General features: G+C 37.8%; 16 protein-coding genes. 10 read left to right on the top strand and 6 right to left on the bottom strand.

Annotation, left to right across the window (positions count from 1 at the left end; all coding sequences use genetic code 11):
* Positions 1 to 36: 36 nt before the first annotated feature.
* A complete protein-coding gene (locus tag ACCQ42_RS02360) occupies positions 37 to 1,029 on the top strand; it encodes a PfkB family carbohydrate kinase (RefSeq protein WP_410035244.1) in 993 nt (330 codons plus the stop codon).
* 60 nt (positions 1,030 to 1,089) lie between these two features.
* Here the strand turns inward: ACCQ42_RS02360 and ACCQ42_RS02365 are convergent, their stop codons facing one another.
* The 3 genes from ACCQ42_RS02365 to hcp form a co-directional block, all read right to left on the bottom strand.
* Positions 1,090 to 1,770 carry a TMEM164 family acyltransferase gene (locus ACCQ42_RS02365; protein WP_410035245.1) on the bottom strand — a complete coding sequence of 227 codons (681 nt, stop codon included), beginning with the start codon at positions 1,768 to 1,770 and terminating at the stop codon, positions 1,090 to 1,092.
* Positions 1,771 to 1,834: 64 nt separating this feature from the next.
* The gene (locus ACCQ42_RS02370) at positions 1,835 to 2,479 is read right to left on the bottom strand and encodes a Crp/Fnr family transcriptional regulator (protein ID WP_410035246.1); all 645 of its coding nucleotides are present in this window, start codon (positions 2,477 to 2,479) and stop codon (positions 1,835 to 1,837) included.
* Between the two features lie 71 nt (positions 2,480 to 2,550).
* Positions 2,551 to 4,167: a hydroxylamine reductase gene (gene hcp / locus ACCQ42_RS02375; protein WP_410035247.1), complete on the bottom strand. Its 1,617-nt coding sequence runs from the start codon at positions 4,165 to 4,167 to the stop codon at positions 2,551 to 2,553.
* 176 nt (positions 4,168 to 4,343) lie between these two features.
* On the opposite strand from hcp, the gene ACCQ42_RS02380 reads away from it, so the two are divergent.
* From ACCQ42_RS02380 to ACCQ42_RS02410, 7 genes are all read left to right on the top strand, one after another.
* Positions 4,344 to 5,429: a glycosyltransferase gene (locus ACCQ42_RS02380; RefSeq protein ID WP_410035248.1), complete on the top strand. Its 1,086-nt coding sequence runs from the start codon at positions 4,344 to 4,346 to the stop codon at positions 5,427 to 5,429.
* A 162-nt stretch (positions 5,430 to 5,591) separates the two neighbouring features.
* On the top strand, positions 5,592 to 7,205 hold the full coding sequence (locus tag ACCQ42_RS02385) for a mannitol dehydrogenase family protein (protein WP_410035249.1): 1,614 nt from the start codon (positions 5,592 to 5,594) through the stop codon (positions 7,203 to 7,205).
* 131 nt (positions 7,206 to 7,336) lie between these two features.
* The gene (locus ACCQ42_RS02390; RefSeq protein ID WP_410035250.1) at positions 7,337 to 7,714 is read left to right on the top strand and encodes a GntR family transcriptional regulator; all 378 of its coding nucleotides are present in this window, start codon (positions 7,337 to 7,339) and stop codon (positions 7,712 to 7,714) included.
* Positions 7,707 to 8,789, top strand: a complete 1,083-nt coding sequence (locus ACCQ42_RS02395) for a DUF5808 domain-containing protein (RefSeq protein WP_410035251.1) — start codon at positions 7,707 to 7,709, stop codon at positions 8,787 to 8,789. Before ACCQ42_RS02390 ends, ACCQ42_RS02395 begins: the two co-directional genes overlap by 8 nt.
* Positions 8,790 to 8,910: 121 nt before the next feature.
* A complete protein-coding gene (gene tkt, locus ACCQ42_RS02400) occupies positions 8,911 to 10,896 on the top strand; it encodes a transketolase (protein ID WP_410035252.1) in 1,986 nt (661 codons plus the stop codon).
* Between the two features lie 78 nt (positions 10,897 to 10,974).
* Positions 10,975 to 11,556: a DJ-1 family glyoxalase III gene (locus ACCQ42_RS02405; RefSeq protein WP_410035253.1), complete on the top strand. Its 582-nt coding sequence runs from the start codon at positions 10,975 to 10,977 to the stop codon at positions 11,554 to 11,556.
* 7 nt (positions 11,557 to 11,563) lie between these two features.
* The gene (locus ACCQ42_RS02410; protein ID WP_410035254.1) at positions 11,564 to 12,547 is read left to right on the top strand and encodes an NAD-dependent epimerase/dehydratase family protein; all 984 of its coding nucleotides are present in this window, start codon (positions 11,564 to 11,566) and stop codon (positions 12,545 to 12,547) included.
* A 33-nt stretch (positions 12,548 to 12,580) separates the two neighbouring features.
* On the opposite strand, the gene msrB is transcribed toward ACCQ42_RS02410, so the two are convergent.
* Genes msrB through ACCQ42_RS02425 form a run of 3 tightly spaced genes read right to left on the bottom strand, consistent with a single transcriptional unit; the run spans position 12,581 to position 13,642 of the window.
* Complete coding sequence (gene msrB, locus ACCQ42_RS02415; protein ID WP_265214687.1) at positions 12,581 to 13,018, bottom strand: peptide-methionine (R)-S-oxide reductase MsrB; 438 nt, start codon at positions 13,016 to 13,018, stop codon at positions 12,581 to 12,583.
* On the bottom strand, positions 13,011 to 13,403 hold the full coding sequence (locus ACCQ42_RS02420; protein WP_265214686.1) for a type II toxin-antitoxin system death-on-curing family toxin: 393 nt from the start codon (positions 13,401 to 13,403) through the stop codon (positions 13,011 to 13,013). The genes msrB and ACCQ42_RS02420 overlap by 8 nt, the downstream gene beginning before the upstream one ends.
* Entirely contained in the window at positions 13,400 to 13,642 is a 243-nt protein-coding gene (locus ACCQ42_RS02425) for a type II toxin-antitoxin system Phd/YefM family antitoxin (protein WP_265214685.1), read from the bottom strand. The genes ACCQ42_RS02420 and ACCQ42_RS02425 overlap by 4 nt, the downstream gene beginning before the upstream one ends.
* A 149-nt stretch (positions 13,643 to 13,791) precedes the next feature.
* On the opposite strand from ACCQ42_RS02425, the gene ACCQ42_RS02430 reads away from it, so the two are divergent.
* Together ACCQ42_RS02430 and ACCQ42_RS02435 are read left to right on the top strand one after the other, a co-directional pair.
* Entirely contained in the window at positions 13,792 to 15,012 is a 1,221-nt protein-coding gene (locus ACCQ42_RS02430; RefSeq protein ID WP_410035255.1) for an aminotransferase class I/II-fold pyridoxal phosphate-dependent enzyme, read from the top strand.
* Positions 15,013 to 15,344: 332 nt separating this feature from the next.
* Complete coding sequence (locus ACCQ42_RS02435) at positions 15,345 to 19,598, top strand: acyl-CoA dehydratase activase-related protein (protein WP_410035256.1); 4,254 nt, start codon at positions 15,345 to 15,347, stop codon at positions 19,596 to 19,598.
* Positions 19,599 to 19,669 lie beyond the last annotated feature (71 nt).

The following is a 19,669-nucleotide window of genomic DNA, read 5'->3' on the forward strand; positions in this document are numbered from 1 at the left end:
GCCCTTAACTGCCCACAAATAATGTTGGGAGGAAAAATGAAAGATAAAATTGTTTGCATGGGAGAACTAATCCTACGACTCTCCCCACCAGGTCATGAAAGATTTATCCAAGCAGAAAATTTTATGACCACCTACGGGGGCAGTGAAGCCAATGTAGCTATAGCCCTAGCCAACTTAGGCCAAAAGGTAAAGATGATCACAAGACTTCCAGACAATTTCATAGGAGATGCAGCTATAGATAGCCTCAGAGACTTTGGCATAGATATGAGCCATGTAGCCAGGGGAGGAGAAAGAATAGGAATCTACTATGCAGAAAATGGCATAGGCCTAAGGCCATCCAAGGTAATCTACGACAGGAAAAATTCCTCCATGAGTCAGGCCAAATACTTTGAATTTGATTGGAAAGACATATTCGAAGATGCCAAGATTTTCTTCCTATCAGGCATAACAGCAGCCCTATCAGAAGAGGGTAGAGAACTTACCAGATATGCTATAAAAAGAGCCAAAGAATATGATGTAGAAGTAATCTTTGACCTAAACTACAGGTCAAACCTTTGGCCTTTAGATCAGGCAGCAGAATTTTATAAGTCAATTCTAGATGATGTCGATATCCTAATAGGAGTACTTCCTAGCCTTCACTCATCCTTTAAGGGAGTATTTGACCATGTAAGTGTATCAAACATGCTCATAGATCTATACAGAAAATATAATTTTAAATATGCTATATCCACAATCAGGACCTCATTTTCAGCCTCCAAAAACTCCCTATCAGCAGGTGCCTATTGTGGGGACGAATACATCAAAACCAGGGCTTACACCTTTGATATAGTAGATAGGATAGGAGGAGGAGATGCCTTTGCAGCAGGACTTATCAATTCCTACTCAAAGGGCAATGATATGTACGATGCCCTAGAATTTGGGGTAGGCCTATCAACCCTAAAACACACCATGGAAGGCGACTACGCAATTTTTACAGAAAGACAAGTAAGAACTCTAATCTCAGGCAATAAGAGAATGATATTTTATTAAAAATGACATATTAGAAAAACAAAAACCGACGCAAAAATTTGCGTCGGTTTTGCGTCGGTTTTAATTTTTTCTTGCTTTTTTATTTCTGATTTTCTCTTTAATAATTTCTACTAGATAAATCGCCCCGCTCATTAGGCCTGTCATGGCTAGGGAGATTATTATTGGGCTAAGGCCGCTGAAATATTCTATAGGGACCTTGACTAGGTAGCCGTAATTGGCATTTAGGCTTAGGTCTAGGATTAAAATTATAGAATTTATAACAGCTGTCGTTAGAAAAATCTCTTTAAATCCTAATTTTTGCTTATTTTTTAGGCAAATTAGCATTCCACAAGCCATTAGGACGTAGTGGTTGGCCACATAGGTTAGATTTGTGACATGGGGCCAGGCAAATTTGGATGGATCTGGTATAGAAAAAGCGATGCTTGTTCCTATTAGGGCAAGATCAGCAAAATAGGTTTGGATTTTTTCTTTTTTAAGAAAGTAAGAAATCGCAACCATTATCCCTGCTAGCCTGCAGTGGTAGAGGGGAAGGCCTTCTTTTATTAAAAGGTCAAAATCCATGGCATACCAGGCAAATAAGACTCCCTGAAGGATAAGGGAAGTAACAAGTAAACTTTCTAAAAGCTTTTTTTTGTCTTTGAGTTTGTAAACTATTAGTAAAAATAGAATTAGACCAAGCCTAACATAGGTCATGTTGAAGGCAAAAGTCCCATCTGTTGTGTGTCTGAAAAAATATTGCATAGCTATCCTTTATAAAATAATATAGGATTATTATATAATATTTTCGGGCCCTTGCCTAGGTCTTTTATAAAATTTCCGTTAATTTTTCCTTGTTTATGGCAATTTTTGATCCATTTATAGATAGTAGATCATCATCGGCCATCTTTGACAGTTCTCTAGAAAGAGATGGCCTGGTTGTGGTTAGGAAATCTGCTAGGGCCTCCCTATTCATATTTAGATTTATCTTGCCATCTTCTTCTATTTCTAGAAAATATTTGGCAATCTTTTGGCGAAGGCTCATTTGGGAAGTGATTTGGTTTTTCTTAGAAAGGGCCAGGCATTTTTTGGATAGGAAGGTGATATAGGATTTTAGGAATTTTTGATTGTTTGACCTTTCAAATAGGCCCTTAAAGTCCTTGATGATAAGGATTTTAGAATCCTTATCGCAGACTGCATCAAAATCAAAGGGCTCATTTAGGTAGGCATAGACTTCTCCAAAAAGGACTGGCTTATCAAATTTTTGGAAGATATACCTCTTGCCATTTGAATCTATTTGATAAACGCTAAGGGCTCCTTCCTTTAGGAAAAACAAGTCGCCTGACCTATCACCGATTCTAAAGACATAGGCATCTTTAGTATAGGTTTTTTCGATTATTTGAGTATTGGCTGTCATTTCTTTTATTTCTTCATCACTTAAATTTTTAAATATAGATATTTCTTTTAAATTCATACTTACCTCTTTTTAAAAGATACCCCACTGTATAAAAAATAAGCAAAGCCATGAGACTTTGCTTAAATTTTTTAGCCAATCATTTTTTCTAAATCTTCTTCTACTGTGGTATTTGGAGCTATGTTGAAGTTTTCTACTAGGAAGTTGACTACTGTCTCTGATAAGAAGGCAGGTAGTGTTGGTCCTAGGTGGATATTTTTAACTCCTAGGCTTAGAAGGGCAAGGAGAACTATTACAGCTTTTTGTTCATACCAAGCTATGTTGTATTCGATTGGTAAATCATTTACACTTTCAAGGCCAAAGGCATCCTTTAGGGCTAGGGCAATTTGTACAAGGGAGAATGAATCGTTGCATTGACCAGCATCTAGGACTCTTGGTATGCCGTTGATATCTCCTAGGCCTAGCTTGTTGTAGCGGTATTTTGCACAACCTGCTGTAAGGATTATTGTGTCTTCTGGTAGGCTTTTGGCAAAGTCTGTGTAATAAGATCTTTTAGAGCTTCTACCATCGCAGCCTGCCATTACGACAAATTTTCTGATATTTCCTTCATTTATTTCATTTATAACCTTATCAGCTAGGGCTAGGACTTGATTGTGGGCAAAACCACCGACAATCTTTGTATCTTCAAGATTTGTTGGGGCTTGGCATTTCTTAGCTTGTTCGATTATAGCTGAAAAGTCCTTGTAGCCATTTTCATCAGCTTCGATGTGGATTGCTCCTGGATATGCTGCATTTGATGTTGTATAGAACCTATCAAGGTAGGTGTTGTTTTTCTTTGGTGGGACAATGCAGTTGGTTGTCATTAGGATTGGGCCGTTAAATTTCTCAAATTCTTCATTTTGGCTCCACCAAGAATTGCCGTAGTTGCCGTGGAAGTGGTCGTATTTCTTAAAGGCTGGGTAATAATTGGCTGGAAGCATTTCTGAATGGGTGTAGATTTCTACTCCAGCATCTTTGCTTTGTTCAAGGAGCATTTCCATATCATTTAGGTCATGGCCTGAAATTAGGATGCCTGGCTTAGATCCTGCTGAAAAATCTACTTCAGTCATTTCTGGATTTCCAAATCTTTCGGTATTGGCCTTATCTAGAAGGGCCATTGCAGCAACCCCGTGTTCTCCTGTTTTTATTACTAGGTCAATTAGGTTGTTAATTTCCTTATCTTTCTTGATTGTTTCTGTTAGGGCGAAAGATATAAATTTATCGACATTTTCATCTCTGTAGCCTAGGACATTGGCGTGGTGGTTGTAGGCAGCCATTCCTTTAAGACCGTAGGTCACAAGCTCTACGAGAGATCTTTCATCTTCATTTATGATATTTAAAACACCTACTTCGATGGCCTTTCTTTTTAATTCTTCATCATCAAATGATATGTAGGCTTCAACTTCGTTTAGGTCTGTGATTTGGTGTTTGTTTGTGATTTTTTCCTTCATGGCCATTGTTTTTTTAACCGCATCTAGGATAAAATCTTCATCAAAATTGGCATTGGTTATGGTTATGAAAAGATTGTTAGAAATCCTGTCATAGACCTTATCACATACCTTTCCTGCCTTCATTACTATAGATGCTAGGCCCTTGGTTGTATATATTAAAAGGTCTTGGAGATTTGCAACATCTTCACTCTTGCCGCATACGCCGACTTTGGTGCATCCTTTATTTCCTGCTGTTTCTTGACATTGATAACAAAACATATATTTTCCTCCTGATTTTTCTTCTTCAATTCTTATATTTCAATTATAGAAGAAATTTCACTAAATATCTGTAACATTAGTTACCAAAGATGATTTTTTTAAAATTTTTATGAGTTTAGGATGAAAAATGATATAATAGGACAGAAATCATATATTGTAATAGAAGGGAGTAATCCTTGAAAAATAAAATTAGAATTGTCCATGTCATGGGGTCAATGGGAGTCGGTGGAATCGAAAGTCTTCTTATGACTATAATGAAAAAGCTAGATCCTGATAAGTTTGCCTTTGATTTTTTGGTCCACAGGATTGATAATCCACTGATGAAAGAACAAATAGAAAGTTTTGGTGGAAGGGTATTTACCATAGATAAGCTAAATCCACTTAAACCTTGGGTCTACTTAAATGACTTGGATAAATTTTTTGACAAACACAAAGAAATAAAAATTCTTCACAACCATTTTAGGGGAACAGAGGCCCTTATCCTAAGAAAGGCCAAGGCCCATGGCCTTGTGACTATATCACATAACCATGGCATCCAAAATTCCTCAAAGCTTAAAAACTTTATAAGAAATCTTTTTAAGGGTCAAGTCATGAAATATTCTGACTATAGGTTTGCTTGCTCTGATGAGGCAGGTAGAGACCTTTATGGGGCTTCTTATGTAAAGATAAATAATGGGATTGATCTGGATAAATTTAGATTTTCTGACAAGTTAAGAGATAAGATAAGAAAGGAATTTGACCTTTGCGATAAGTTTGTGCTTTTAAATGTGGCAAGCCTTATGAGTGTTAAAAATCAAAGCTTTTTAATAGAAATCATGCCAGAACTTGTAGAAAAAAATCCCGGAATTCGCTTAATATTTTTAGGCGATGGGCCAGATGAAAATATGCTTAAAGATAAGGCAAGGGAGCTTGGAGTCTCTGACTTTATCTTGTTTTTGCCATCTAGTAATAGGGTAGGGGCCTACCTTTCAGCAGCGGACCTTTTCTTATTTCCATCTCTCAGGGAAGGGCTTGGCATAGCGGCTATAGAAGCCCAGGCATCAGGCCTTAAGGTCTTAGCATCAGACAGGATACCAAAAGAAGTGGGCATAAGTCCTTACTTAAAGTTTCTTCCTTTAGAAAAGGCTAAGTGGATTAGGGAAATCCTTGATACTATGCCATATGACAGGCTAGATTTTTCTAAAGAAATTAGTGACTCTGGTTATAATATAGCAAGCACAGTTTCATACCTAAGTGATTTTTATCAAAGTATTAACATGTAGAAAAATTATTTGTAAATAAGAATAAAAATAATTGCTAAAAACCGATTCTTATCATATAATATAAGTAGAGAGAAATCTTTTTCCTGATAAATTCAGGAAAAATTTTATAGGTAGAATGTAAGCGCTTAAGTTATCTATTTTTAGGCAAAGAAAGGAAATTATATGACAGAAGTTAAATTATCCCTACAATCAATTCAAAATGACAAGGCCCTATGGGAAGAAAAGGGCTTTGTTTTGCCAAGCTATGACATTGAAAAGGTCAGAGCAAATACTAAAGAAAACCCTGCATGGGTGCACTTTGGTGGTGGAAACATATTCAGAGCATTCCCAGCTAGAATTCAAGATGAAATCTTAGATGAAGGTCTTGCTGATACAGGAGTTATTATTTTTGAAACCTTTGGTGCAGAAAAGCTTGACTATATATTTGGTGCAAATGATAACCTATCTACAGCTGTAACACTCAAATCTGATGGCACTGTTGACCTAAGAGTAGTAGGAGCAATTGCAGAAACAGTAAAGGCAACTAAGAGCCAAGATTGGGCAAGGGCTGAAGAAATCTTTGCCAAAGAAAGCCTAAAAGTAGTATCTTTTACTATCACAGAAAAAGGCTACAATATCAAGGGTCTAGATGGTGATTTCACAGATCAAGTTAAGGCTGAAATGAAAGATAAGGACCTTAATGTTTCTAACTCCATGGCCATAGTTGCAGCTCTTTTATACCACAGATTTAAAAATGGAGCTTATCCAATAACCATGACATCAATGGATAACTGCAGCCACAATGGTGATAAGCTAAAGGCATCAGTATTAGATTTTGCCAATGCTTGGGTAGAAAATGGCATAGTTGAAAAAGAATTCGTTGAATATTTAGAAGATGAGACCAAGGTATTTTTCCCATTATCAATGATAGATAAGATTACACCAGTTGCAGATGAATCAATCGGTAAAATCTTAAAGGAAAAAGGCTACAGCCCAGTAGAAAGTCCAATTATGGATGGCAGACCACAACCACCTTCATATGTAAATGCAGAAGAAACAGAATACTTAGTAATAGAAGAATCAAAGGCTACATCCTATCCAGCATGGGATAAGAAGGGCATCATCTTTACAGACAGAAAGACAGTAGATGAAGTAGAAACAATGAAGGTAACAACCTGCCTAAACCCACTTCATACTGCCCTTGCAGTCTACGGTTGCCTACTTGGCTATGACCTAATCAGTGCAGAGATGAAAGATGAAGACCTAGTTAAACTCATCAAGGGAGTAGGCTATACAGAAGGCATGCCGGTAGTAGTAGACCCAGGTATCATCAATCCAAAAGAATTTATCGATACTGTACTAAATGTTAGATTCCCTAACCCATTCCTACCAGATGCTCCACAAAGAATAGCGACAGATACATCTCAAAAGGTAGCTGTAAGATATGGTAAGACCCTAAATGCTTATAAGGATACAAACCCTGAAGCAATCAAAGACCTAAAATTCATCCCAGCTGTTATAGCAGGTTGGTTAAGATATCTACTAGCTATAGATGATGAAGGAAAAGCCTTTGAACCATCACCAGATCCAATGCTAGCAAGCCTACAAGAAGACCTTAAAGATGTGAAATTTAAGGACAACGAAGGAATCGATGATAGCCTACTAAAGATTATAGGCAATGAAGAAATCTTTGGCATAGACCTAGTAGAAATAGGCCTTGCTGATAAGATAATAGCAGACTTTAAAGAAATGAATAAAGAAGAAGGCGCAGTAAGAAAATTCCTACAAAGCCTATAAAATACAAAGACCACCGGGTAACTGGTGGTCTTTTTTTGCCTAAATTAAAAGGCGAAAATTCCCTGTAATTTTGACTTGCACATCATACATACCTGTTATATAATATCTATAACAGATAGGGAGGAGGAAAGATGTTTTTAGAAATTGATTTTGAATCGAATATAGCGATTTATGAACAAATCAGAAGGGCCTTTATTGTGGGTCTTGCTCGTGGAGACCTAAAGAAGGGAGACAAGCTGCCTTCTGTAAGGGACTTGGCCGAGGAAATTGGTATAAACCTACACACCGTAAATAAGGCCTACAAGCTCCTTGCAAGCGATGGTTTCATAGTCATGGACAGGAGGTTTGGATCTATGGTTGGCAAGGATTTTGAACCGGTAGATGATAAGGAAGTCAATCTCATAAAAGATGAATTAGCCTATCTTGCATCTTTTGCCAAGCTTAAGGGCCTTAGCAAGGAAGATTTTATTGCATGTATAGAAAATATTTGGGAGGATAAAAATGACTGAAGGAAATTTCATCTCTATACTTTACGCTTCAACCATCTTACTTATAGGAATCTTGCAAATTTTTGTCAATTCTATTTCCAAAAAAGGCTACGTTTTTGGGATTAGGCTTGATGAAAATAGCGATGGTTTGAGAAAAATAAATAAAAAATACAAACTAGTAACTCTGATTTTAACTATAGCCTTAGGATCTATTCAATATTTAATATCACTTGTGACAAATAATGTCGGCTGGATAAGCCTATATTTTTTCCTAAGTTTGGGACTTATCATGATTCCTCTAATTTGGGCCAACAAGGAAATTAGGAAAATTACTAAAAATAGTAAGCAAGAAAGGAAAAAGCTTGTAAGCATCGGAGGAGTAAGGAAAATTTCCTACAAGCCAATCTTCCTTATTTACGGCCTAAGTCTTGCCCTAATCATAGGTGGCAGCCTATATTTATACCTAAATTATGACAAGCTCCCTGATAAGCTTATTATGCATACAGATTTTAATGGAAATGTCACTGACATCCAGGATAAGACTTTGGCAAATGTCTTTATGCCAAGCCTTATAAGCCTAGCAAATTTGGCACTTTTTGCCATGGTAAATTATTTTTTAATCAAGGCAAGGCCAAGGCTTAGCCAGGAAGACCCGGAAAGGTCTCTAGCTGATAATACAAAGGCTAAAAATCTTTGGTCCTATTATCTAGGGATAAATGCCCTTCTCATGACCATTCTTTTTGAAATTGGCATAACAAGCTTTAGCTTTGGAGGAGGAGATGGTCTTGTAAATATCCTAACATGTCTTACCCTCATAACTTCAATTGGAGGAGTAATTTATTTAGGTTTTAAGGTGGGAACTGACGGATCAAGACTTAATAATTTATCCTATACAAGCTTTGAAGAAGATGATGATAATTGGGTGCTTGGCTCTACAATCTATAATAATCCTGACGACCCAGCTCTCTTTGTAAATAAGAGAATTGGTGTGGGGATGACTGTAAATATAGGAAGGCCAATGGGTAAGGTCATTTTAATCCTTTCAATTATAATTTTAATCGTAAGCCTAATAGCCTTATTTAAATATTCAGCCTAAGCTTGTGTCTACTAGCAAAGCTAGTTTATTAAATAACATTCTTATGATGATGGGGATAAGTGAAGTATAATAGGCTTGAAATAAATATGTAAATCTACTAATTTTTTGCAAAGGAGACTTAATGTTTACAAGTGATGATTTAAAGGCAATTAATGCCATTAGAACCCTATCCATTGCCCAGATAGAGAAGGCAAATTCTGGCCACCCAGGCCTACCAATGGGTGCAAGCCCTATGGCCTATGTTTTATTTAACAAGATTTTGAAGGCAAATCCTAAAAATCCTAAGTTTTTTGACAGGGACAGGTTTATCCTATCAGCAGGCCACGGATCAGCCATGCTTTATTCCTTACTTCACCTATCAGGCTATGATTTATCCATGGATGAGCTTAAAAACTTTAGACAAGCCGGCTCAAAGGCTCCAGGCCATCCAGAACTAGGCATGACCGAAGGAGTAGAGGTTACAACAGGACCTCTTGGCCAAGGTATAGCCCAAGCTGTCGGTATGGCAGCTGCTGAAAAGCACATGGCAGCCCTTTATAATAAGGATGACATGAAGGTAATTGACCACTACACCTACGCCCTATGTGGTGATGGCGACCTAATGGAGGGGATTTCTTATGAAGCAATGTCACTTGCAGGCCACCTTAAATTAGATAAGCTAATCATCCTTTATGATTCAAATGATATCTGCCTAGATGGGGACCTATCCACATCTTTTTCAGAATCAGTAAAAGACAGGGTACTTGCACAAAATTGGGCCTATGATAAAGTTGCTGATGGCAATAACCTAGATGCAATCTATGAAGCAATAACAAAGGCTAAGGAAAATGACAAGCCAACCCTAATTGAAGTTAAGACTATAATTGGTTTTGGTTCCAAAAACCAAGGTACAAACAAGGTTCACGGGGCACCAATTGGAGCAGAAGACTTTGAATATGTAAAGAAAGCCTATGAATGGAGCGCAGCAGATTTTGAAGTTTCTGATGATATCTATAAAATATTTGAAGATGGAATTAAAGCACGAGGAGAATCTGCAAATGAGGCTTGGGATGAGCTTTTAAAGTCTTACTCAGAAAAATATCCTGAAGACTACAAGGAATTAATGGCAGGAATCAATAGAGAGCTACCAGCAAATTTCATGGACCAAGTCAGAAAATATTCTCATGAAGATAAGGCCCTTGCTAGCCGTGCATCAGGAGGAGAAATCATCCAAGACTTGGCAAAGATTACCAGAAACTTCTGGGGTGGATCAGCTGACCTCTTCTCATCAAACAAAACTAATATCAAGGATTCAAAGGCCTTTAGAGATGATAGCCCATGTGGTAGAAATATTTGGTATGGTGTAAGAGAATTTGCCATGGCAGCTATAGGCAATGGTATCATGGCCCACGGAGGAAGCTTCCACCATGTGTCAACCTTCTTTGTATTTTCTGACTACCTAAAGCCAGCTGTAAGGCTTTCAGCCCTATCACACCTACCACTAACCTACGCCATGACCCACGATTCTGTAGCGGTTGGGGAAGATGGCCCTACCCACCAACCAATCGAACAACTTGCTATGCTAAGGGCAATTCCAAACACCCTAGTTATAAGGCCAGCAGATGCCAATGAAACAAGACTTGCTTGGAAGGTGGCTCTAGAAAGTAAGGATAGGCCAGTAGTTATTGCCCTTACTCGTCAAAATATCCCAACCTTAAAGGAAACTGAAAATTTAGAAAATATCAATAAGGGTGCCTACATCATAAAAGATGCCGAAAATCCAGAACTTATCCTAATAGCAACAGGTTCAGAAGTGGCTCTTGCCCTTGAAACAGCAGAAAGATTAGAAAAATCTGGCAAGGCAGTTAGAGTAGTATCCATGCCATCTATGGAATTATTTAGAGAACAAAGTGATACCTATAAGGAAGAAATACTACCAAAAGAGCTTACAAAGAGAGTATCAATTGAAATGGGAACATCATTTGGCTGGTCCGAATGGACAGGATTAGATGGTCTAAATATTGCCATTGATAGGTTCGGTATATCTGGCCCAGGCGAAGAAGTTGCAAAAATTCTAGGCTTTGACCCGGATGCAATAATTGAAAAGATAAACAAAAAATATTATTAGAATCAAGGCTATGGATTTTCCATAGCTTTTTTCTTAGATAATGCATATAATAATAGGAGAAGACAAAGGAGAATTGTTATGAAAATATGTGTACTTTTAGCAAATGGCAATGAAACTATAGAAATACTTACAGTCGTTGATTATCTAAGAAGAGCTAACATCGAAGTAGATATGGTATCTACAACAGGATCTATAAATTTAAAGACCTCCCACGACATAGAATATAAGGCAGATAAGCTTATGGCTGATATAGATAGAAAATCCTACGATGGTGTCTATATACCAGGAGGAACCAAGGGAGCAGAGACTCTTAGGGATAATGACGAGGTAATAGATTTAGTTCGTGAGTTTAACAATGAAAACAAACTAATTGCTGCAATCTGCGCTGGTCCAATAGTGCTTGATAGGGCAGGAGTCTTTGCTGATAAAAAGGCCACATCCTTCCCAACTATTAAGGAAGAACTTAAAAATGTTGGGGAATATATAGATGATCAAATAGTAGTCACAGATGGCAACATCACAACAGGAAGAGGTGCTGCTGTTACAAATTATCTAGCCCTAAGACTTGTTGAAATCATCAAGGGTGAGGCTGCCAAGGAAGATCTAAAATACGGCACCCAACACATAGCAGTAGAAAATTATTTTGGAATTAAATTTTAGGTAAAAGATGAAAAATATCAGGAAAATATTTATCCTAGGAGGGGCCAATTTATTTGCCAGAGAGCTTATAAAATACGGTCTTGACCAGGGTTATAAGATAAAAGCGGTAGATTTGATTAAATCTAGCGATATAGAAGAAAATGAAAATTTAGAATATGTCCTAGCAGATTTTTTTGCCCTAGGAGATAAGCAAGCTATGGAGATGATAGGTGATTGCGATAGCTTTGTCTATGCCGGCGGCATCGATGATCTAGTTGTGCCTAGAAAGCCTGCTGGCAAATTCTTTTATGAGAGAAACGTCCTTCCAACAGGCAGGATAGCAAGGCTTGCCAAAAAAGCTGGCATCAGAAATTTCCTTCTTTTGGGAGATTATAGGTCAGAAATAGCAGAAAAAAACCAAATCTTAAGGAAATATAATTACCACCACGAGCCATACATTGAAACAAGGCTCATGCAAGAATCAATTGCAATCTTTGAAGGCGATGGTTTAATGAATGTCTCAATCCTAAGGCCGGGCCTAATAGTAGGCAAGTCTAACAAAAATTCCCTAGCAGCCCACATAGACCTAGTAAGGGCAAATGCAACAATACCTGTCACAGAGGGTGTGATTCCAATAATTTCAGCAAAAGCCCTAGCTCAAGGAGCAGTTTTTGCCCTAGAGTTAGAAAATCACAAAAAAACCTACGCCTTAGCTACAGGAAATATTTCCTATAAGGCTCTTTATGAGAAAATCCTTGAAATAATGAAAAAGACTGACGGCAAAAGCTTGGTTTCAAGGACTTTTGATGACCTCTTAGAAGCCTATGAGGAAGATCAAAAAATTACAGAAAGAAAAAATCTAGAACACGGCATAAGCCAAGTAAATATGCTAAGGGCCATGACTATGGATCTAAGCCTAAAGGGCGATTTTGACCTTGGTGATGAAAATTTAGGAGAAGAGATAGGAAAAATGATTGACCTATACCTAAATGGAAGCCCTGTAAAGGCATAAAAAAACTGGAAAATACTTCCAGTTTTTTTAAATTTAATCAAAAAGCTTCAGAAACTTGCCATAGCCTTCCTCTTCAAGCTTATCTTTTGGGATAAAGCGAAGGCTAGCTCCATTTATACAGTACCTAAGACCAGTAGCCTCTCTTGGTCCATCTGGGAAAACATGGCCCAGGTGGCTATCAGCTTCCTTGCTTCTTACCTCAATTCTTTTTCTCATAAGGGTGAAATCATCCTTTTCTGTAAGCTCAGTGTCCTCAATTGGCTTAGTAAAAGAAGGCCAACCACAGCCTGCATCATACTTATCAAGAGATGAGAAAAGTGGCTCACCAGAGACAATATCTACATAAATCCCATCCTCATAAAAGTTATCATATTCAGAAGAAAAAGGCATCTCAGTCCCATTTTCCTGGGTCACATGATAGGCTTCTTCGCTTAAAATTTTCTTTAAATCTTCCTTTTTATATTTAGTCATAACTTATCCTTTCTGTATTTTTGCAAATCCAATCTTTAAAAACATTCTTATTACAATTAGAACTGGCAACTTCCATAATAATATTTATAATTTCATCATCATTAGCTATTATCTTATAGCCATTTAATTTTAGATATATAAGCATCAAATATGTACCTATTCTTTTATTTCCATCGATAAAAGGATGGTTCATTATAAATGAGTAAGCAAGTTGACAAGCTCTTTCTACAGGGGTGTCATAAATATTATTTCCAAACATTGTTTGAAATGCAGAGTTGATTGATAGGTCTAACAAATCATCATCACGTACTCCTTCAATACCTCCGAAGTTTTCAATCAGGGATTTATGAAGCTGGATCACTTGCTCTTTAGTAAATTTTTTCATTTTGCAAGTTCTTCAAAAACATGACTAAATTCATTGAGAATATCTTTAGAAATATCCTCAATATCTTCATTTTTATAATATTCATTTTGCTTTATATCTTCATATTGGATCAATAAATATTTTGGTTTATTATTTTTTAAAATTATAGCTGATCCAGAATTATCAACCATTTTTGCAACCTTTGAAAAATTTTGGTTTGCTTCTGTCATTGAAACTAAATTATCTGTATGAATTCTCATAAAATCACCTCGCTATTTTATAAATTAGGATAAAAACATCCTAATTTATCTTAAATTTACTTTATTTCGATAAAATGTCAAGTTAAATAAACTATTAAAAAATTCACTTTTAGGTATAATAATAAAAAGATTTTATTAAGGAGCATAAAATGTCAATGACAATCAAGAAGGCTACTTGGCCTATTGCCAAGGATTTGGCCTTTGATATAAATAATAAAGCAAATGCAGCCATAGAAAAATATGGAAGGGAAAATGTAATCAATGCGGCCCTTGGGACCTTGGCAGATGATTCTGGAAAGATTATAGCCCTTGATAGTGTTTATGACAGGCTAAGTCAGATGGATAGGTCTATTATAGCATCTTATGCCCCAATTGAGGGGGAAGATGGTTTTAGGGAGGCTGTTTTAGATAGCCTTTTTGAAAATCACAGACCAAAGGCTTTTATGACCGCCATTTCAACCCCAGGCGGAACAGGGGCTATCAGGTCAGGGGTTTTTACCTATGCAGATGAGGGAGATCCTGTTCTTAGTCATGACTATTATTGGGGCCCATATAAGAAAATTTGCGATGAATTTGGCAGAGATTTCATCACTTATAATTTCTTTACAGATGACTACAAATTTGATATAGAAGCTTACAAAGCTGCTATGGCAAAGGCTTTAGAAAATAAGGATAGGCTCGTTTCAATAATAAATTCTCCAGGCAATAATCCAACTGGCTATTCTCTAAGCGATGATGAATGGGATGAGGTGATTAAGGCTTGCCAAGATCTTGCCATAGCTGGCAAGAAAATCACATTAATTGTTGATGTGGCCTATATAGAATATGCAGGAAGCGGCAAGCAAAAGGAATTTTTTGAGAAATTTACAGGCCTTGACCCAAATTTCTTTGTGATAGTGGCTTATTCCATGAGTAAGTCCCACACAGCCTACGGTCTAAGAAGTGGGGCAGCAATCGGTATCTCTTCTAAAAAAGAAATCATCGATGAATTTGAAAATAGCCTTGCCCACTCAGCTAGGTGCAATTGGTCTAACGGGGTCCACGCACCACAGCTTATCCTAAAAGATTTGGAAAATGACAAGGATGGCTACAAAAAGGAATTAGAAAATTTAAGGCTCATGCTAGAAAAAAGAGCTGAGATATTTGTAAGAGAGGCTAAGGCGAAAAAATTAGCAATGATTCCGTATTTTGGTGGATTTTTCACCTTTATTCCAACAGATAAGGCCTTTGAGATAGCAGAAAATCTCGAAAAAGAAAATATATTCACCATTCCCCAAGCTAAGGGAATTAGGGTTGCAATTTGTGCAACAAATGAAAAGGACATCATAAAATTAGTTGATAGGCTTAGTTACTTTATGGCAAATTTATAAAAATTTTAGAATTATCTTTTTAGATAAAATAAATATAATTTAGACCAAGCTTTTGCTTGGTCTTTCTGCTTGCATAAAAATGTAAAGAAAATTTTACAATTTCCAATAAATTTTATAGGGCTTATAAGCTTATAATTTAGCCAAAGCTTGTAACTATTTTATAATAAGCTTTAAATAGCCATTTATAAATATATAATAATCTTTTATTTTGGAAATAAGGGGTATAATAATATTAAAATTTTTATGTATTTTCTTAAATTTTTGTTAGATATTTAATAATGATAAAAATTTATTAAGAATGAAGGTATTTTATTCATTTAGAAAGGAATAATATGAATTTACATATGGGGCTTGATGTTGGCTCTACTACTGTCAAGGTGGTGGTCACTGATGAGCTTTTTAATACAATTTATTCTATTTATATCCGCCACAAGTCAGATGTGAGGGCGACTGTTAAGAAGGTCCTTACAGATTTATACCATAAGTTTGGCAATCTAAGTCTAACTATGAATGTGACAGGATCTGGCGGCATGTTTTTAGAAGATATTTTGGGTGTAGACTTTGTCCAGGAGGTTATAGCAGAAACCCGTGCTATCAGGAAATTTATCCCTCAGACTGACGTTTTGATAGAGCTGGGTGGGGAAGATTCAAAGATTACCTACCTTTCTGGTTCTGTTGAGCAGAGGATGAATTCGATTTGTGCAGGAGGTACTGGGGCCTTTATAGACCAGATGGCAGCCCTCCTTGATACTGATGCGGCAGGTCTTAATGAGCTTTCCAAAGCCTACAAGAAGATTTATCCTATAGCATCTAGGTGTGGGGTCTTTGCCAAGACTGACATCCAGGCCTTGATGAACCAGGGGGCAAGCAGGGAAGATATAGCAATTTCAGTCTTCCAATCTGTAGTCAACCAGACAATTTCAAACCTGGCCTGCGGTAGGCCGATTAGGGGCAATGTCACTTTTTTGGGTGGTCCCCTTCACTTTTTATCTTCTCTTAGGGACAGATTTGTAGAGACCTTGGGAGAGGATGAGAATAATTTTTATATACCAGATGATGCAGAAGTTTACGTAGCCAAGGGGGCTGCGATTTTATCTAGCGAAAATTCAAAGCCAGTAGACCTTAAGGACCTCATTACAAGGCTTGAAAATGCCAAGGAAGTAAATCTAGAGATGACCAAAAGGCTTGACCCTCTTTTTGAGTCTCTTGATGACTATGAAGATTTTAAGATTAGGCATAAGACTGATAAGGTCAAATACAGAGATCTTGCTACTTACCAGGGCCCAATCTATGTAGGCCTAGATGCAGGCTCTACAACCAGTAAGATGGTCTGGCTATCAGAAGATAATGAAATTTTATTAGATGATTATAGGATGAATTTGGGAAGGCCCCTAGAGGTTGTCATTTCAATGCTTAAAGAAGGCCTTACCAAGAAGAATCCAAAGGCCTATATAGCCTCATCCGGTATCTGTGGTTACGGGGAAGATTTTATCAAAAATGCCCTACACATAGATAGTGGGGAGGTAGAAACCATTGCCCACTACAGGGCAGCCAAGTTTTTTGATCCTGATGTAGATTTTATCCTTGATATTGGCGGCCAAGATATGAAGGCCATGCACATAAGGGATGGGATAATAGACTCTATCCAGCTAAATGAGGCCTGCTCTTCAGGCTGTGGGTCATTTTTATCAACCTTTGCAGCATCTGTATCCATGGATGTTAAAGAATTTCAGCAAAGGGCAATTAGGAGCAAGGAACCGGCAGACCTTGGTTCTAGGTGTACGGTCTTTATGAATTCTAAGGTCAAACAGGCCCAAAAGGAAGGCTCTGAGGTAGAAGACATAGCTGCTGGCCTTTGCTATTCGGTAATAAAAAATGCCATCCAAAAGGTAATTAAGATTAGGGACCCAAAATCTCTTGGCAAAAATATAGTAGTCCAAGGGGGAACCTTTTATGGGGATGCCATCCTAAGGGCCTTTGAGAAGATTTCTGGAAGAGATGTTACAAGACCGGAAATTGCAGGCCTTATGGGGGCTATGGGTATGGCCTTAATTGCCAAAGATAAGTCCACAGGCTCATCAAATATGGCAGGTCAAAGCGTACTTGAAAACTTCTCCTACAGCCAAAAATCAGCCAGGTGCGGTAGGTGTACAAATAATTGTGCCCTAGTAATAAATACCTTCGCCGATGGGAGGAGATTTATCACAGGCAATAGGTGCGAAAGAGGGGCAGGCATCAAGCTTGATAAGAAAAAAGATGACCTAAATATGTACAAGTATAAGTATAAGCTCCTCTTTGATAGAAAGACTCTGGGAGATGGTGCCCGCTTTGGTAGGGTCGGCATTCCTCGTGTTTTAAATATCTATGAAGATTATCCTTTTTGGCACAAGTTTTTTGATAGCCTAGGCTTTGATATTATCTTATCAAGTGACTCAGATAGGAAAATTTATGAAAAGGGCATAGCCACTATTTCTTCAGAGACAGCCTGCTATCCAGCCAAGCTTGTCCACGGCCACATGGAAGATTTAATAGACAAAAAGCCTGACCTAATCTTTTATCCAGGTGTTTTTTATGCCTACAAGCAATTTGATGCGGCCAAAAACCAGATGAATTGCCCTGTAGTAAGTGGTTATCCTGATGTGATTAAAAATAATGTCGATAGGCTAAATGAGTTAAGATTCCTAAACCCTTACTTATCCTTTGAAAGTGAGGAAATCATCAAAAAAAGACTTGTCGAAGTCTTTGAAGGCTATACTCATGCGGGCAATATCCTGAGAAAGAAGGAAATTGAAAATGCGGTAAGCCTGGCTTGGGAGGCTGAGCAAGCCTACCATGATCAAATAAGGAAAAAGGGCAAGGAAATAATTGACCATGTAAGGGCCCATGACTTAAATGCTATAGTCCTAGCAGGTAGGCCTTACCACATAGATCCAGAAGTCAACCACGGCATAGCAGACTTAATCGAATCGATAGATATACCTGTTCTTTCAGAAGATGCCATCGCCTACAATGTGAAAGATTTGACCAAAGAGCTCAGGGTCCTTGACCAGTGGTCCTACCACGCAAGGCTTTATAGGGCCAGCAAATATGTTGCAGAAAATGACAACTTCGAGCTTATCCAGCTTAATTCCTTTGGTTGCGGCCTTGATGCAGTCACAACCGACCAGGTAGAAGAACTTTTAAAATCTCATGGCAAGATTTATACCCTTTTAAAAATAGATGAAATTTCAAACCTAGGAGCGGTTAAAATCAGACTGAGATCTCTTTTAGAAGCTCTTGACCAAAAGAAAAGAGAAGGCATAAGCTTTAAGACAAATCCAAGTGACTTTGTCTACGAAAACACTGAATTTACCAAGGAAATGAAACTAGAAGGCTACACAATCCTTGCCCCACAGATGGCAAGGGAGCACTTTAGGATAATGGAAAATGCCTTTAAGGCCTTTGGTTTTAATATAGAATTTCTAGATACAATCGATGAAGATGTCATAGATACGGGTCTAAAATATGTAAACAATGACTCCTGCTACCCATCAATTACAGTAGTTGGCCAACTAATCCATGCTGTAAAATCTGGCAAATATGACACAGATAAGCTTGCCCTCCTCATGACCCAAACCGGCGGAGCTTGTAGGGCGTCTAACTACGTGGGCTATATCAGAAAGGGCTTAAAGGATGCGGGTTTTCCTGACCTGCCAGTAATTGCCCTTTCAGCCCAAGGCATAGAAACTAACGAGGGCTTTGACTTAGTCAGATTTAAAAATATCCCACTTTTAAAGCAAGCCATAAGGGCCATCCTTTTGGGAGACCTCATAAATAGAGTGTCAAATGCTACAAGGCCTTATGAAATCGAGCTAGGATCTGTAAATGACCTCAAGGAAGCATGGATAAATAAGCTTTCAGCAGAAATTGGGACAATGAAAACCAAGAGATACAGACAAGCAATCCAAGAGATTGTCAAAGATTTTGAAGACCTTCCAGTCTGCAACAAAGAAATCCCAAAGGCAGGTATAGTTGGTGAAATCTTGGTTAAATTCTTGCCAGAAGCCAACAACCACCTCCAAGACGTCCTCGAAGCTGAAGGAGCTGAGGTAGTCATGCCAGATTTAACAGACTTTTTGATGTACTGTATGAAAAATTCAGAATTAAAACGTGACTTATATGGTAAATCAGCTGCCACAGCCAGGATGGGCAGGCTTGGAATCAAGCTAATAGAAGCAAATAGAAAGCCAATTAGAAAGGCCCTAAGGGAAAGTGAAAGATTCACAGAACCTCTTTATATAGATGATATAGCAGACCTAGCTGAGGAAGTTACATCCCTTGGCAACCAGGCTGGTGAAGGCTGGCTTCTTGCAGGGGAGATGGTAGAACTAATCCACCAGGGTGCCCCAAATATCGTCTGCATCCAGCCTTTTGGCTGTCTTCCAAACCATATCACCGGCAAGGGAGTAATGAAAAAGATAAGAGAAAGCTATCCAGAGGCCAACATAGTAGCCATAGACTACGACCCAGGAGCATCAGAAGTAAACCAAGTAAACAGGGTCAAACTAATGATGAGTGCGGCTAGGGATAAGATAAAAGTTAAATAAATTAAAAATCATCCTAAGAAATTAGGGTGATTTTTTTGAGAAAAATTTTAATTTGCTTGTATAATAAAGAT

Source organism: Anaerococcus kampingae, from assembly GCF_046365475.1.
Classification (GTDB): Bacteria; Bacillota; Clostridia; order Tissierellales; family Peptoniphilaceae; genus Anaerococcus; species Anaerococcus kampingae.